Below are 15952 nucleotides of genomic sequence, written 5' to 3'. Positions count from 1 at the left end.
TCACCCATCAGCGCGGCGACCGGGCTCCATCCGCCGCGCCGGTCCTGCTGTCGCTCGAAAGGCTTCTGCATGCTCTCCGGGAACGGCCGACACCGTCGCCCCCGTCAGGCCCCGGCTCTCCTCGTCGCGGCCGGAGTGACCGGCTCCGCCATCGCCATCCCGCTCCTCGGCGCGGCGAGCGCCAACGCGGCCGACGGCACCACATGGGACAAGGTGGCCGAGTGCGAGAGTGGCGGCTCCTGGAGCGCCGACCCCGGCAACGGCTACTACGGCGGCCTCCAGATCTCGCAGGAGGACTGGAACGCCTACGGCGGCGGCCAGTATGCGGCCAGCCCCGACCAGGCCAGCCGCAACCAGCAGATCGCCGTCGCCGAGAAGATCCTCGCCGACAAGGGCACCACCCCCTGGGCCACCTGCGCCCTGCTGTCCGGTCTGACCGAGGACTCGGGTGCGACGCACGTCGACACGGGCATCGGCGGCTCCGGTGGCTCGGGCAGCTCCGGCGGTTCGGGCAAAACGTCCGGATCGGCAGGCAGCTCCGGCACATCCGGTGCATCCGGTTCCTCCGACAGCTCCGACTCGTCCGGTCTGCCGGATTCGTCGCCCTCCGCCGACGCGGACTCCGACACCAACTCCGGCTCCGGGAAGGGCTCCTCCTCGGACAAGGCCACCACTCCGAGCGCCAAGCCGGACAAGGACGCCGGTGCGCCGACCGGTTCCAAGGGGACCAACACCCCCAAGTCCGACAAGTCCACCGTGCCGGACGCCGGAAGTCCGCAGGTGGCCGACAGCTCGCCCACGGCCACCCCGGACACCGGCATCGAGGACGACCCGCAGCAGGCCGCGGGTTCCTGGAGCCTGGTCGACACCGGGTCCCTCGGCGGCGGACGACACCGGGGCGCGAGCGCGGACGAGGGCGGCACGGAAGAAAGCGTGACAAACGGTCAGAACGCCTCGTCTTCGGGTCGGCACGCCTCCCGCGAGGCGGACACGTACACCGTCCGTCAGGGCGACACCCTCGCCTCCATCGCCGACTCCCTTGACGTCGACGGCGGGTGGCGCGCGCTGTACGCCGGCAACAAGAAGTCCATCGGGGCCGACCCGAACCACATCAGCGCCGGTCAGACCCTGGACGTCGGGGGCGAAACGGGCGGCAAATAGGGGGAGTTGGCGTCCCGCTTAGCGCCTTAATGTCCGGTTTGGTGAAAGTGTGGGATGAGTCTCAGAAGCCCTGATCGTCTTTGAAATTCCGTCGATCACGTGTCTACGGTCGGGACCGCTCGTCACCACGGGCCCCGGCCGCCGCAACGCCGAATCCTGCCAGCGGTCGCCCGGGAACAGTCGTCGCGTCAAGCGCCGTAGGCAGGAGCGGGGGACCCAAGGTAAGTGCCGGGCCCGGCGGTTGACGCCGGAACCGGCTTGGGGTGAAGCCGCATCCCGCGTGAGCGGAGTGCGGCCGGGCAACTCAACCGGCCCGAACCCGACAGCTCACCTCGCAGGCGTCGGTGAGGGGATCGATCCATGCTGTTCTCCAGCAAGGGCAAGCACCGCCGTCCGTCCAAGGCCGTCCGCGCCATCGCGCTCGCCGGTGTCACCGGTGCCGCCGTCGCCGCTCCGCTGATGGCGGCCGGCAACGCCTCCGCCGCCACCGCCTCCCAGTGGGACGCGGTCGCCCAGTGCGAGTCCGGCGGCAACTGGTCCATCAACACCGGCAACGGCTACTACGGCGGCCTCCAGTTCTCCGCCTCCACGTGGGCCGCGTACGGCGGCACGCAGTACGCCGGCACCGCTGACAAGGCGAGCAAGGCGCAGCAGATAGCCGTCGCCGAGAAGGTCCTCTCCGCTCAGGGCAAGGGCGCCTGGCCGGTCTGCGGCACGGGCCTGTCCGGCACGCCGTACAACGGTTCCGCCCCGAGCGCCTCCACCCCGAGCACCTCCACGAACTCGGGCGGCTCCACCGCCACCCGCTCCACCGGCGAGCAGGCCGCCTCCCGCTCCGCCGAGCGTCCGGCCGCGAGCGCGAGCAAGAGCCAGAGCAAGACCGTCACCACCCCGACCGGCAAGAAGGTCAAGAAGGGCGACGGCGAGTACAAGGTCGTCACCGGTGACACCCTCAGCTCCATCGCCGAGAAGCACCACGTGCGGGGCGGCTGGCAGAAGCTGTTCGAGCTGAACAAGGACATCGTCGAGGACGCCAACCTGATCTACCCGGGTCAGCAGCTGCACCTGAAGTAAGACCCCGCCCCCAGCCCGGGCACGGGCCCGCGCGTCCGCGCGGGCCCCGCTGAAGGCCCCTTGAGGGCCGCCGCCGTCCCCACGGGCTCCCCGCCCCGGTGCGTGTTCCCCCGTACGCACCGGGGCGGGGATTTTTGTGTCCACCGACCCCTGAACCCTTTGTTTCGGTGAGAAACAAAAGGTACCGTCGGCTTGTCCACGGGGCGGTCGGTCGGTGGCCGACGCCCCCGGGACGGTTAGGCTCTAGTCGCAAGGCACAGCCGTAAGGCACACCGCCGCGCACTTCCAGCGTCACATCCAAGAAGGAGATGCTCGTGCCGTCCATCGACGTCGTCGTAGCCCGGGAAATCCTGGACTCCCGAGGCAACCCCACGGTCGAGGTCGAGGTCGGCCTCGACGACGGCAGCACGGGTCGTGCCGCCGTCCCGTCCGGCGCCTCGACCGGCGCCTTCGAGGCCATCGAGCTCCGCGACGGCGACCCGAACCGCTACCAGGGCAAGGGCGTCGAGAAGGCCGTCCTCGCCGTGATCGAGCAGATCGGCCCGGAGCTGGTCGGTTACGACGCCACCGAGCAGCGCCTGATCGACCAGGCCATGTTCGACCTGGACGCCACCGACAACAAGGGCTCCCTCGGCGCCAACGCCATCCTCGGCGTCTCGCTCGCCGTCGCGCACGCCGCCTCCGAGGCCAGCGACCTCCCCCTCTTCCGCTACCTGGGCGGCCCGAACGCGCACCTGCTGCCGGTGCCGATGATGAACATCCTGAACGGCGGCTCGCACGCCGACTCCAACGTGGACATCCAGGAGTTCATGATCGCCCCGATCGGCGCGGAGTCCTTCTCCGAGGCCCTGCGCTGGGGCACCGAGGTCTACCACACCCTGAAGAAGGTCCTGAAGAGCAAGGGCCTGTCCACCGGCCTCGGCGACGAGGGCGGCTTCGCCCCGAACCTCGGCTCCAACCGTGAGGCCCTCGACCTCATCCTGGAGGCCATCAAGGAGGCCGGTTACATCGCCGGCCAGCAGATCGCCCTCGCGCTCGACGTGGCCGCCTCCGAGTTCTACAAGGACGGCAAGTACCTCTTCGAGGGCAAGGAGCGCTCCGCCGCCGAGATGACGGAGTACTACGAGGAGCTCGTGGCGGCCTACCCGCTCGTCTCCATCGAGGACCCGCTGTTCGAGGACGACTGGGCCGGCTGGAAGGTCATCACCGACAAGCTCGGCGACAAGGTCCAGCTGGTCGGCGACGACCTGTTCGTCACCAACCCCGAGCGCCTCGCCCGCGGCATCGAGGAGGGCGCCGCCAACGCCCTGCTGGTCAAGGTCAACCAGATCGGCTCGCTGACCGAGACCCTGGACGCCGTCGAGCTGGCCCAGCGCAACGGCTTCAAGTGCATGATGTCGCACCGCTCCGGCGAGACCGAGGACGTCACCATCGCCGACCTGGCTGTCGCCACCAACTGCGGCCAGATCAAGACCGGCGCCCCGGCCCGCTCCGAGCGTGTCGCCAAGTACAACCAGCTGCTGCGCATCGAGGAGATCCTCGATGACGCGGCGGTGTACGCGGGCCGCAGCGCGTTCCCGCGTTTCCGGGGCGGGATCTCCAAGGGCTGACCCAACCTGGCGTAAGGCTTAGCCAGTCGTACGTACGTCCCCGTACTCGGTCCCGTACCGTGTCCGGGGACGTACGCACGTGTGAAAGGGGAGGCGGAGAGACAGATGGCCGTGAGGGACCGGGACCGTTTCTCCACCGCGACCAGGCTGCGGCTGCTCGGCGAGCAGACCGCGGCCCGCGTCTACCGCTCCCAGACCAAGCGGCAGGCCCGCCGCTCCCGGCTCACCGGCCGCGCGGCCCTGCTCGCGCTGGTGCTGTGCACGATGATCGTCGCCCTCGCCTATCCGATGCGGCAGTACGTGTCCCAGCGCGAGCAGATCGCCGACCTCCAGCGGCAGCGGGAGCAGGCCCGTGAGCGCGTCGAGCAACTGCGCGACCTGAAGGCGCGCTGGCAGGACGACGCCTACGCCGAGCAGCAGATCCGCCGCCGGCTGCACTATGTGATGCCCGGCGAGACCGGGTACGTGGTCGTCGACCCGAACGCGGCCAGGCAGTCCCGCGCCGACCTCGGGGCCGCCCACCGGCCCTGGTACACGAACGTCTGGGAAGGCGTCGACAAGGCCGACGCCTCCGACCAGTGACCGGCCCGTCCGGTCCGGCAACCGACAGAACCCCACCCCGAAAGCAGTCATGGAAACCCCTCCGCCGCCCACTCCGCGCACCGAGCCCACCGACGCGGACGTAGAGGCCTTCAAGCAGCAGCTGGGCCGTCCGCCGCGGGGCCTCAGGGCCATCGCGCACCGCTGCCCGTGCGGTCAGCCGGACGTCGTGGAGACGGCACCGCGCCTGCCCGACGGCACGCCCTTCCCGACGCTGTACTACCTGACGTGCCCGAAGGCGTCCTCCGCCATCGGCACGCTGGAGGCGAACGGCGTGATGAAGGAGATGACCGAGCGGCTGGGCCGCGACCCCGAGCTGGCCGCCGCGTACCGGGCCGCGCACGAGGACTACGTCCGGCGCCGGGACGAGATCGAGGTCCTCCAGGGCTTCCCGAGCGCGGGCGGCATGCCGGACCGGGTCAAGTGCCTGCACGTGCTCGTCGCCCACTCGCTGGCCGCCGGCCCGGGCGTGAACCCGCTCGGCGACGAGGCCCTGGCGATGCTGCCGGAGTGGTGGCGCAAGGGCGCGTGCGTGACGCTCGACAGCGGCGACAGTGGTGAGAGGGACGGGCGCGACGACAGCGAGGGGGACGAGAAGTGACCCGCGTGGCCGCCATCGACTGCGGTACCAACTCCATCCGTCTGCTGGTCGCGGACGCCGACCCGGCGACGGGCGAGCTGACCGACCTGGACCGCCGGATGACGATCGTGCGGCTCGGCCAGGGGGTCGACCGCACCGGCCGGCTCGCGCCCGAGGCACTGGAGCGCACCTTCGCCGCCTGCCGCGAGTACGCGGACGTCATCAAGGAGCACGGCGCCGAGCGCCTGCGGTTCGTCGCCACCTCCGCCTCCCGCGACGCCGAGAACCGCGAGGACTTCGTGCGCGGTGTGCTGGACATCCTCGGGGTCGAGCCGGAGGTCATCACCGGTGACCAGGAGGCCGAGTTCTCCTTCACGGGTGCCACGAAGGAGCTCACCGGCCGCAGCGACCTCACCCGGCCCTACCTGGTCGTGGACATCGGCGGCGGCTCCACCGAGTTCGTCGTCGGCGGCGACCACGTGCGCGCCGCCCGGTCGGTGGACGTCGGCTGTGTACGGATGACCGAGCGGCACCTGGTGCACGGCGGCGAGGTGAGCGACCCGCCCACCGAGGACGAGATCGCCGCCATGCGGGCCGACGTCGAGGCCGCCCTGGACCTCGCCGAGCAGTCGGTCCCGCTGCGCGAGGCGCACACCCTGGTGGGCCTGGCCGGGTCCGTCACCACGGTGTCCGCCATCGCCCAGGAACTGCCCGCGTACGACTCCGCGCGCATCCACCACTCCCGGGTCTCCCGGGACCGCGTGCGCGAGATCACCGAACGGCTGCTGCGCTCCACGCACGCCGAGCGCGCCGCGATCCCCTCCCTGCACCCGGGCCGGGTCGACGTCATCGGCGCCGGCGCCCTCGTGCTGCTCGCGATCATGGAGCGGGTCGGCGCCGAGGAGGTCGTGGTGAGCGAGCACGACATCCTGGACGGGATCGCCTGGTCCGTGGCGTGAGCTGGTCCGTGCCCCGGGGCGTGGCGTGGCTCTCTTTTGTTACTGGACGGTAGCCGCCTGCTGAGCAGGTTGGATAACGTTTGAGCGGTGTCCGGGGCCCCCTTGAGGGGCCCTTGGTCATACCCGCGTGGGAACCTTCGTGAAGTTCTTCACAAGGAATTCCCTCCCATCGGGCCCCGGGAGGGGGCCCATTGGCCCTTCCGGGGGGCCAGGGGCTGTTTGAACATGTTCAGATGGAGGGGGCGGGAGGCCCTTGGAGGGGGGTGTTCCGAGGGTGTCACGATGCCCTCACGGTCGCCCTGGCGGCCCGGAGAGGCAGCTCACGCGGCCTTGACAACGGGGCGAAGCGCCCCGCGGTTCCCTCGCACCCCCGTGCTCTGCGTCACGCGAGCCGCGGAGTTTAACACAGGCCCTGTCAGACCTTGTGAAGGGGCGCACGAGCGACCCCCCGGGGGCGGGTGGATACTCGATGGCATGAGCACCACGGAGCGTCCCAGGATCCTCGTAGTAGGCGGTGGGTACGTAGGCCTGTACGCAGCTCGGCGCATCCTCAAGAAGATGCGCTACGGCGAGGCGACCGTCACGGTCGTCGACCCCCGGTCGTACATGACCTACCAGCCCTTCCTCCCCGAAGCCGCCGCCGGCAGCATCTCCCCTCGCCACGTCGTCGTCCCGCTGCGACGCGTGCTGCCGAAGGCGGAGGTCCTCACCGGTCGGGTCACCACCATCGACCAGGACCGCAAGGTCGCCACGATCGCCCCGCTGGTGGGCGAGGCGTACGAGCTGCCCTTCGACTACCTGGTCATCGCCATGGGCGCGGTCTCCCGCACCTTCCCGATCCCCGGCCTCGCCGAGCAGGGCATCGGCATGAAGGGCATCGAGGAGTCCATCGGCCTGCGCAACCACGTCCTGGAGCAGCTGGACAAGGCCGACTCCACGACCGACGAGGAGATCCGCCGCAAGGCGCTCACCTTCGTCTTCATCGGCGGTGGCTTCGCGGGCGCGGAGACCATCGGTGAGGTCGAGGACATGGCCCGGGACGCGGCCAAGTACTACAACAACGTCTCCCGCGAGGACATGCGCTTCATCCTCGTCGACGCCGCCGACAAGATCCTTCCGGAGGTCGGCCCCAAGCTCGGCCAGTACGGCAAGGAGCACCTGGAGAGCCGGGGCGTGGAGATCTACCTCTCCACCTCCATGGACTCCTGCGTCGACGGCCACGTGGTGCTGAAGAACGGCCTGGAGGTCGACTCCAACACCATCGTGTGGACGGCCGGCGTCAAGCCGAACCCGGCTCTCTCCCGCTTCGGTCTGCCGCTCGGCCCGCGCGGTCACGTCGACTGCGAGCCCACGCTCCAGGTCAAGGGCACGGACTACATCTGGGCCGCCGGCGACAACGCCCAGGTGCCGGACATCGCCGCCCGCAAGGCCGGCGTGGAGAACGCCTGGTGCCCGCCGAACGCCCAGCACGCGCTGCGCCAGGCCAAGGTCCTCGGCGACAACGTGGTCTCCGGTATGCGGGGCTTCCCGCAGAAGGAGTACGAGCACGCCAACAAGGGTGCGGTCGCCGGTCTCGGCCTGCACAAGGGCGTGGCGATGATCGTCATGGGCAAGATGAAGATCAAGGTCAAGGGCCGCCTCGCCTGGTACATGCACCGTGGCTACCACGGTATGGCGATGCCGACCTGGAACCGCAAGATCCGCGTCTTCGCCGACTGGACGCTCGGCATGTTCCTCAAGCGCGAGGTCGTCTCCCTCGGCGCCATGGAGAACCCGCGCGAGGAGTTCTACGAGGCCGCCAAGCCGGCGCCGGTCGCCGCCGCGAGCAAGACCGAGGAGAAGGCCAAGGCCTCCTGACCTCCGGTCACCGAGAGAACCTCGGGTCACCGACAGACCCTCCGGTCACCGACAGATCCTCCTGTCGGTGACCGACCCGGAAGACCTCCTGCCATCCGTGGTGCGGGAGGTCTTCCGGCGTTCCCGGGCACCCGTCCGCATGGTTTCTACAACCGTTTTGCCCAGTCGTAACTCCTTTGCGGGACTGCGCCGAGGCCCTCGCGGTGTTTACGTGGTATCCGGCATCCGGGATCGTCGTCTTGGAGGTGTGCGCCATGGCCGACGCCGCGTCGCGGCTGAGGAGTCTTGCCGAGCAGATGCTGGGAGCCCCGCTCCCGGTGCGCCTGAAGGCATGGGACGGGTCGCAGGCAGGGCCGCCGGACGCGCCGGCGCTCGTCGTGCGCAACCGCCGCGCCCTGCGCCGCATGCTGTTCAAACCGGGCGAACTGGGCCTCGCCCGCGCCTGGGTCTCCGGTGACCTGGAGATCGAGGGTGACCTGTACACCGCGCTCGACGCCATGGCGGGCCTCGTCTGGGAGCGCGGGGAGGACGCCCGCGGCCTCGTACAGGCCCTGCGCGACCCCGATGTCCGGGCCGCCGCCCGTGAGCTGCTGAAACTGGCCGGCCCGCCGATCCCGCCCGCCCCGCCGCGCGAGGAGGTCCGCAGACCCCGCCGGAATCTGCACACCCGGCGTGCCGACAAGCGGGCCATCAGCCACCACTACGACGTCGGGAACGACTTCTACGAGATCGTCCTCGGCCCCTCCATGGTGTATTCCTGCGCCTACTGGGGGGCCGTCGAGAAGGGCGCAACCCTGGAATCAGCCCAGCGCGACAAGCTGGAACTGGTCTGCGCCAAGCTGGGCCTGAAGGAGGGTCAGCGGCTGCTGGACGTCGGCTGCGGCTGGGGTTCCATGGCCATCCACGCGGCCCGCGAGCACGGCGTGAGCGTGGTCGGCGTCACGCTCTCCCAGGAGCAGGCGGCGTACGCCCGCAAGCGCGTCGCCGACGAGGGGCTGACCGACCGGGTGGAGATCAGGGTCCAGGACTACCGGGACGTCGTGGACGGCCCCTTCGACGCGATCTCCTCCATCGGCATGGCCGAACACGTCGGCGCCGAGAAGTACCTGGAGTACGCCCGCCAGCTCCACGCCCTGCTCAAGCCGGGCGGCCGGCTGCTCAACCACCAGATCGCCCGCCGCCCGCAGCGGGACGAGTCGGCGTACGAGGTGGACGAGTTCATCGACGCCTACGTCTTCCCCGACGGCGAACTCGCCCCCGTCGGCACCACCGTCACCCAGCTGGAGCGGGCCGGTTTCGAGGTCCGGGACGTGGAGTCCATCCGCGAGCACTACGCCCGCACCCTGCGCCGGTGGGTCGCCAACCTGGAGGCCGACTGGGACCGGGCCGTCCGCCTCACCAGCCCCGGCCGGGCCCGCGTCTGGCGGCTGTACATGGCCGCCTCCGCGCTCGCCTTCGAACGCAACCGCATCGGCGTCAACCAGGTCCTCGCGATCCGCACCCCCGAGTCCGGCGCCTCCGGTCTCCCCCTGCGGGCCCGCACCTGGCACGGCTGACACGGGTACGACCGCACGGCGGACAGCGGTACGACACAAGGGGGCCCCTTTTCGAGGGGCCCCCTTCGCCGTCGTACGACCGCCTACTCGGCCTTGATGGCCGTCAGCATGTTCAGCCGGGCCGCGCGCCGGGCCGGCCACAGCGCGGCCAGGACGCCGACCACGCCCGCCAGGAGCAGGAACACCGTCATCCGGCCGTACGGCAGCACCAGTTCGTACGTCGGCATCTTCGTGCCCAGCAGCTCGCCGGCCGCCCAGCCGAAGAACACGCCCAGGCCGATGCCCAGCACCCCGCCGAACAAGGAGATCACCAGGGACTCCAGACGGACCATCCGCTTGACCGCCCTGCGGTCCAGGCCGATCGCGCGGAGCATCCCGATCTCCTGGGCCCGCTCGAAGACGGACATGGCCAGCGTGTTGATGACGCCGATCACCGCGACGATCACCGCCATGCCGAGCAGGCCGTAGACCATGTTCAGCATCAGCGTGAACGTCTGCGCGATCTCATCGGAGATGTCCTGCTTGTCCTGGACCTTGATCGCCGGGTTGGAGCCGAGGACCTTCTCCAGCCCGTCCTTGGCCGCGCCGGACGCCCCGTCCGCCGTCTTTACCATGACCTGCATGTCGGCCGGGTCGGACAGGTGCGGGGTGAGGACCTTGTTGTCGAGGATGATCCCGTTGAGCATGTCGTTGCCCTCGTAGACCCCCGCGACCGTCAGCCGCTGCGCCTTGCCGTCCTCGAAGTGCGCGGTGAAGCGGGAACCGGCCTTCCAGCCGAAGTCCTTGGCGCGGTCCTCGTCCACGACGACCCGCGTGCCGCCCACGGTGAAGGAGCCGTCGGTCACCTTCAGGTCCGTCAGCTTGCCGATCGCCGCGCCGTCGACCCCGGTCAGGAACTCGGTCTCGCCGTCGATACGGGACTCGCCGTTGCGCAGCGGGCTGCTCGCGGTGACGCCGTCGGCGGAGGCGAGCTTCTTCTCCACGCCGGGGGAGAGCGGCCCGCGGTTGGCCATCGAGACGACGTAGTCGGCGCGGATCGCCGAGGAGGCCATCTTGTCGATGGACGTCTGGAGGCTGCCCGCCATCACCGTCATGCCGGTGATCAGCGTCAGGCCGATCATCAGCGCGGAGGCGGTGGCCGCGGTACGGCGCGGGTTGCGCACCGAGTTCTGCCGGGCCAGCCTGCCCGACACCCCGAAGGCGCGCAGCACCGGCGCGGCGGCGGCGATCAGCGGACGGGACAGCAGCGGGGTCAGGATGAACACGCCGATGATGAGCAGGACCGCGCCGACGCCCATCGCGCCCTGGCCGGTGTCGGTGTCCATCCTCGTGCCGGCGAGGACCACCGCGATGCCGGCCGCCGCGAACAGCGAACCCAGCGTGTTGCGCAGCACCAGCGACTTGGCGGTGGCCTTGGCGTGCACGCTGCTCATCGCCGCCACCGGCGGGATCTTCGCGGCCCGGCGGCCGGGCAGCCACGCGGCCAGCATGGTGATGAGGACACCGACCGCGAGGGCGGTGACCACCGTGCCGGGGCTGATCACCAGCGGGCCGTCGGGCATGCTCGCGCCGAACGAGCCGAGCAGGGAGCGCAGGCCCGCGCCGATGCCGATACCGGCGGCCAGGCCGGCCACACCGGCGACCGCGCCGACGGCGAACGCCTCGATCAGCACCGAGCGGGTGACCTGGCGGCGGGAGGCGCCGACCGCCCGCAGCAGGGCCAGCTCCCGGGTGCGCTGGGCGACCAGCATGGTGAAGGTGTTGGCGATGATGAACGTGCCGACGAACAGGGCGATGCCGGCGAACACCAGCAGGCCCTGCTTCAGGCTGCTCATGGAGGAGGAGATGGCCTTCGCCTGGTCGTCGGCGAGCTGCTTGCCGGTGGTGGTCTCCACCAGCTTCGCGGGCAGGGCCTTGTCCAGTTCGGCCTTGAGGGCCGTCTGGCTGGTGCCGGCCGCGGCCCGCACGTCGATCTCGTCGTAGGTGCCCTTCTTGCCGAACAGGGCCTGCGCGGTCGCGGTGTCGAACAGGGTGAGGCTGCCGCCCGCGGCGACGTTGCCGTCGTCGGTGGTGAAGATGCCGCTGACGGTGGGCGTGAGGACCGGGCCGTCCACGGAGAGCCGCACGGTGTCGCCGACCCGGTAGCCGGCCCGCTTCGCGGTCGCCGAGTCGATCAGCACCTCGTCCTTGCCGTGCGGGGCATGGCCGCTGACCAGCGGGTAGCGGGGGTCCTCGGTGCCCCAGTAGTTGCCGCCGGCGGACTGCCAGTCGCCGCCGACGAGCTTGCCGTTCTTGTCGGCGACGGCGGTGAAGCCGGTGACGACACCGGTGGCGGAGGCGGCCCCGGGAACCCTGGCGGCCTTGTCTAGCAGGGCCCGGGTCAGCTCCGGCGTCCTGCCGACCTGGTTGCCCCGGGAGTCCTGGTACTCGGGCCGTACGGCGACGTCGACCTGGTCGAAGCCCTTGGCGGAGCTCTTCTGGTAGGCGTCGGAGATGGTGTTGGTGAAGACCAGCGTCCCGGAGACGAACGCCACGCCGAGCATGACGGCGAGCACGGTCATCAGGAGCCGGGCCTTGTGCGCGAGGACGTTGCGCAGGGCGGTGCGGAACATCAGCTGGTACGGCCCTTCGCGTCGGACCCGGGGATCTGGGGGTTCCCCCCGGGAAGGTGGCGCATGGTGTCGAGGACGGAGTCGGCCGTCGGGCCGTACATCTCGTCGACGATCCGCCCGTCGGCCAGGAAGATCACCCGGTCCGCGTAGGCGGCGGCCACCGGGTCGTGGGTGACCATGACGACGGTCTGGCCCAGTTCGCGCACGGAGTTGCGCAGGAAGCCGAGGACCTCGGCGCCGGAGCGGGAGTCCAGGTTTCCGGTCGGCTCGTCACCGAAGACGATCTCGGGCCGGGAGGCGAGGGCGCGGGCGACGGCGACGCGCTGCTGCTGACCGCCGGAGAGCTGGGAGGGCCGGTGGCCGAGCCGCTCCGACAGCCCGACCATCCCGATGACCCGGTCCAGCCACGCCTTGTCCGGCTTCCGCCCGGCGATGTCCATCGGGAGGGTGATGTTCTCCAGGGCGGTCAGCGTCGGCAGCAGGTTGAACGCCTGGAAGATGAAGCCGATCTTGTCCCGGCGCAACTTGGTGAGCTGCTTGTCCTTCAGGGACCCCAGCTCGGTCTCCCCGATCCGGACGGACCCGGAGGAGAAGGTGTCCAGCCCGGCCACACAGTGCATCAGCGTGGACTTGCCGGAGCCCGACGGCCCCATGATCGCGGTGAACTCGGCGGCCCGGAAGTCGACGGAGACCCGGTCCAGGGCGACCACCCGGGTCTCACCCTGCCCGTAGATCTTCGACAGCTCCGTGGCGCGTGCGGCCACGGCGGTGGTCCGGCCGGCGGTGGGTGTGGTGGTCACGGGAGGGCGCTCCTGTCGGTACGACGTCTGTTCGCTGGGGACCGATCCATCGTCCCGGCGGGGAGCGCGCGTGTAGTCAGTCGCTGATCCGGTTCCGGAGGGCGACTGGGGTCGCACCGAGCGGCCCGCTGTCATACCTGGGGAGGACGGGTGACCCTGACTCCGTTCGTGTCGGGGGCCGTGTCGGCAACCGTGTCGAGAACAGGTGGAACACCCTCGTTCGGACGGTGAAATTCCGTCATTTCACGTACGCGCGTACAGCCGTCGCGTCAGGCTATTGGCAAGTGCGGATGGCGCGTTCCGCGGGCTGATGCACCCTCAGACCTCAATAAAATAAGACAACATCGGTCCACCCTTCCGCTGTTCGGGGGATGGGTCCCGATAGGGTCGAACCTCGCAAGCGGAGCCCATGGCCTGCCCGGATGGTGGAATGCAGACACGGCGAGCTTAAACCTCGCTGCCCCTTCGCGGGCGTGCCGGTTCGAGTCCGGCTCCGGGCACCTTCCTCCCTCGGTTTCCTCCTGGAACCGCCCTCTCGGCATGTCGACCGCCGCACGACCGTTGACAGCGGGGCTCGTGCGGTCGGAGACTCACGCCCGGAACTCAGTGAAAGAAATTTCACCAGGCGAACGCCCTTGCGGGGCGGCTGAAGACCAGGGAGACGACCGATGCGCACCACCGTCGGGATCATCGGGGCAGGGCCTGCCGGGCTCCTGCTCGCGCGGCTGTTGCACCGTGCCGGGATCGAGTCGGTCGTCCTGGAGGGCCGGGACCGGACGTACGTCGAGCAGCGGCAGCGGGCCGGGATCCTGGAGCAGGGGACGGCCGACGTGCTGCGCGCCGTCGGGGCCGGGGAGCGGATGGACCGGGAGGGGCTGCGGCACGACGGGATCGAGCTGCGGTTCGACCGGCGCCGGCACCGCGTCGACTTCCCCGCGCTCACCGGCGGGCGGTCCGTGACCGTCTACGCCCAGACCGAGGTCTGCAAGGACCTCATCGCCCTCCAGCTGAAGGAGGGCGGGCCGCTGCTCTTCGAGGCCGAGGCGCTGGCCGTGGAGGGCGCGGAGAGCGACCGGCCGCGGGTCACCTTCCGGCACCAGGGGCGCGAGGACGTGCTGGAGTGCGACTACGTCGTCGGCTGCGACGGGTTCTGGGGGGTGGCCCGCCAGGCCTTCCCGGCCGGGGTCTGCCGGGTCTTCGAGCGGTCGTACCCCTACGCCTGGCTCGGCATCCTCGCCGATGTCGCTCCCTCGCACGACGAACTCGTCTACGCCCGCCACGAACGCGGCTTCGCCCTGCTGTCCATGCGGTCGCCGGCCGTCTCCCGGCTCTACCTCCAGGTGCCGGCGGGGACGGACGCCGAGGCGTGGAGCGCCGAGGCGGTCTGGGACGAGCTGGAGCGGCGGTTCGAGACGGACGACGGCTGGCGGCTGGAGCGCGGGCCCCTCACCCAGAAGTCGGTCACCCCCATGCGCTCCTTCGTGCACGAGCCGATGCGGCACGGCCGGCTCTTCCTCGCCGGCGACGCCGCCCACATCGTGCCGCCGACCGGCGCCAAGGGGCTGAACCTCGCCGTCGGTGACGTCGTCACCCTCGCCCGGGCCCTCGCCCACGAGCGGGAGACCGGCTCCCCGGACCTCCTCGACTCCTACTCCACGACCTGTCTGCGCCGGATCTGGCAGGCCGAGCGGTTCTCCTACGACATGACGACCCTGCTGCACCGCGCCCCGGACGCCACCGCCTTCGACGCCCGCCTCCAGCTGGCCCGGCTGGAGCGGATCGCCTCCTCCCGTGCGGCCGAGACCGATCTGGCGGAGGCGTACACAGGGTTTCCGCTCGGTTAGCCGTCCGTCCATGGCCGGGAATCAGAGGCCCGCGTAGCGTGTTGCGCAGCACAGCAGGGGAAAGATCCTCCTCAAGTATCATGGTCGATCCTTTGCCAATCCATTACTCTTGAGCCAAGGCTGCGCTCGGCAGCCATGGAGGAGTGAAATGAGGAGCAGTAACCCGGTCTTCTCGCGACGGGGGTTCAGCCGCGACAACGGCTACGCCGGCTTCAACACCGCACCGCAGGCCGGGTACGCACAGGGCAACCCGTACGCGCAGAACCCGTACGCGCAGAACCCCTACGCACAGCAGGGCGTCGGCGCCCCGCCCCAGGCCCCGGCCACCACCGACCGGATGACCATGGACGACGTCGTCGTCCGCTCGGCCATCACGCTGGGCACGGTCGCCGTCGGCGCCGTCCTCGCCTGGGTCCTGCTGCCCGTCTCGGGCACCAGCTACGGCCTGGCCGTCGGCTCCGCGCTGATCGCCTTCGTCCTGGCGATGGTGCAGAGCTTCAAGCGCACCCCGTCGCCCGCGCTGATCCTCGGGTACGCCGCCTTCGAGGGCGTCTTCCTCGGCGTCCTCAGCGAGATGTACAACAGCCGCTGGAGCGGCGCGCCCTTCCAGGCCGTGCTCGGCACGATGGCCGTCTCGGGCGCGACCCTGCTCATCTACAAGGCCGGCTGGATCCGCGTCACCGCCCGCTACGCCCGGATCGGCCTCGCCATCGCGATGGCGTTCCTGGTGGTCATGGCGGTCAACCTGCTGCTGGTCGCCTTCGGTGTCGCGGAGGACGGCGGACTGCGCAGCTTCGGCCCGCTCGGCGCGCTCGTCGGCATCATCGCGATCGTGCTCGGCGCGTTCTTCCTGACCCTCGACTTCAAGCAGATCGAGGACGGCATCGCCTACGGCGCCCCGCGCAACGAGGCCTGGCTCGCCGCGTTCGGCCTCACCCTGACCCTGGTGTGGATCTACGTGGAGATGCTGCGGCTGGTGGCGATCTTCAGCAGCAACGACTAGCGCCGACGCCGGTCTCGGCAGGGCCCCGGGCGAATCCGCCCGGGGCCCTGTGCCGTTCAGAGCAGCTTGCGCGCCGCCCTCCTCAGGTCGTACTCGTGCACGAGCGCCTTGGCGTGGCCGTACGCCAGGTCGTACTCGTGCCGGAGCCAGCTGACCTTCTCCTCGAAGCGGAAGAGTGCCGGGCCTTCTTCGACGGTGCGCAGCCAGTCGGAGACTTCACGACCGGTGCAGTGGGGGATGCGGGCGAGCAGATTGCGGTGGGTCTCCTCGGAGAAGACGTGGGACATCGGCGCCTC

At 70.4% G+C, this 15952-nt stretch carries 13 protein-coding genes, 1 tRNA gene and 1 riboswitch; of the genes, 11 read left to right on the top strand and 3 right to left on the bottom strand.

The genetic code is table 11. The annotated features are described in order from the left end of the window. Nucleotides 1-69: 69 nt before the first annotated feature. From IE294_RS31190 to IE294_RS31155, 8 genes are all read left to right on the top strand, one after another. The gene (locus IE294_RS31190; RefSeq protein WP_189891606.1) at nucleotides 70-1161 is read left to right on the top strand and encodes a LysM peptidoglycan-binding domain-containing protein; all 1092 of its coding nucleotides are present in this window, start codon (nucleotides 70-72) and stop codon (nucleotides 1159-1161) included. 183 nt (nucleotides 1162-1344) lie between these two features. Beyond that, nucleotides 1345-1517: riboswitch (cyclic di-AMP (ydaO/yuaA leader) on the top strand. A 4-nt stretch (nucleotides 1518-1521) separates the two neighbouring features. Further along, a complete protein-coding gene (locus IE294_RS31185; RefSeq protein ID WP_189891605.1) occupies nucleotides 1522-2235 on the top strand; it encodes a LysM peptidoglycan-binding domain-containing protein in 714 nt (237 codons plus the stop codon). Nucleotides 2236-2543: 308 nt separating this feature from the next. Beyond that, complete coding sequence (eno, locus tag IE294_RS31180) at nucleotides 2544-3845, top strand: phosphopyruvate hydratase (protein WP_041665249.1); 1302 nt, start codon at nucleotides 2544-2546, stop codon at nucleotides 3843-3845. Between the two features lie 105 nt (nucleotides 3846-3950). Continuing rightward, the gene (locus IE294_RS31175) at nucleotides 3951-4427 is read left to right on the top strand and encodes an FtsB family cell division protein (RefSeq protein ID WP_189891604.1); all 477 of its coding nucleotides are present in this window, start codon (nucleotides 3951-3953) and stop codon (nucleotides 4425-4427) included. Between the two features lie 49 nt (nucleotides 4428-4476). After that, the gene (locus IE294_RS31170; protein WP_189891603.1) at nucleotides 4477-5046 is read left to right on the top strand and encodes a DUF501 domain-containing protein; all 570 of its coding nucleotides are present in this window, start codon (nucleotides 4477-4479) and stop codon (nucleotides 5044-5046) included. Next, a complete protein-coding gene (locus IE294_RS31165) occupies nucleotides 5043-5984 on the top strand; it encodes a Ppx/GppA phosphatase family protein (RefSeq protein ID WP_189891601.1) in 942 nt (313 codons plus the stop codon). The genes IE294_RS31170 and IE294_RS31165 overlap by 4 nt, the downstream gene beginning before the upstream one ends. A 474-nt stretch (nucleotides 5985-6458) precedes the next feature. Then, the gene (locus tag IE294_RS31160) at nucleotides 6459-7841 is read left to right on the top strand and encodes an NAD(P)/FAD-dependent oxidoreductase (RefSeq protein WP_189891600.1); all 1383 of its coding nucleotides are present in this window, start codon (nucleotides 6459-6461) and stop codon (nucleotides 7839-7841) included. Between the two features lie 254 nt (nucleotides 7842-8095). After that, complete coding sequence (locus IE294_RS31155) at nucleotides 8096-9397, top strand: class I SAM-dependent methyltransferase (protein ID WP_189891598.1); 1302 nt, start codon at nucleotides 8096-8098, stop codon at nucleotides 9395-9397. An 83-nt stretch (nucleotides 9398-9480) separates the two neighbouring features. Here the strand turns inward: IE294_RS31155 and IE294_RS31150 are convergent, their stop codons facing one another. After that, the gene (locus IE294_RS31150) at nucleotides 9481-12009 is read right to left on the bottom strand and encodes an ABC transporter permease (protein ID WP_189891596.1); all 2529 of its coding nucleotides are present in this window, start codon (nucleotides 12007-12009) and stop codon (nucleotides 9481-9483) included. Beyond that, a complete protein-coding gene (locus IE294_RS31145) occupies nucleotides 12009-12809 on the bottom strand; it encodes an ABC transporter ATP-binding protein (protein WP_189891594.1) in 801 nt (266 codons plus the stop codon). The genes IE294_RS31150 and IE294_RS31145 overlap by 1 nt, the downstream gene beginning before the upstream one ends. 416 nt (nucleotides 12810-13225) lie before the next feature. Between IE294_RS31145 and IE294_RS31140 the strand changes: the two genes are divergently transcribed. The 3 genes from IE294_RS31140 (at nucleotide 13226) to IE294_RS31130 (ending at nucleotide 15656) form a co-directional block, all read left to right on the top strand. Next, a tRNA-Leu gene (locus IE294_RS31140) sits at nucleotides 13226-13309 on the top strand. A 168-nt stretch (nucleotides 13310-13477) separates the two neighbouring features. Beyond that, nucleotides 13478-14653 carry a 4-hydroxybenzoate 3-monooxygenase gene (locus tag IE294_RS31135; RefSeq protein ID WP_189891593.1) on the top strand — a complete coding sequence of 392 codons (1176 nt, stop codon included), beginning with the start codon at nucleotides 13478-13480 and terminating at the stop codon, nucleotides 14651-14653. A gap of 148 nt (nucleotides 14654-14801) precedes the next feature. Beyond that, the gene (locus IE294_RS31130; RefSeq protein ID WP_041665245.1) at nucleotides 14802-15656 is read left to right on the top strand and encodes a Bax inhibitor-1/YccA family protein; all 855 of its coding nucleotides are present in this window, start codon (nucleotides 14802-14804) and stop codon (nucleotides 15654-15656) included. Between the two features lie 56 nt (nucleotides 15657-15712). Here IE294_RS31130 and IE294_RS31125 read toward each other — a convergent pair whose 3' ends face one another. Beyond that, complete coding sequence (locus tag IE294_RS31125; protein ID WP_189814252.1) at nucleotides 15713-15943, bottom strand: DUF4287 domain-containing protein; 231 nt, start codon at nucleotides 15941-15943, stop codon at nucleotides 15713-15715. Nucleotides 15944-15952 lie beyond the last annotated feature (9 nt).

This window comes from Streptomyces canarius (genome assembly GCF_014650735.1).
Taxonomy (GTDB): Bacteria; Actinomycetota; Actinomycetes; order Streptomycetales; family Streptomycetaceae; genus Streptomyces; species Streptomyces olivaceoviridis.
This window is presented reverse-complemented; position numbering and strand designations above follow the sequence as displayed.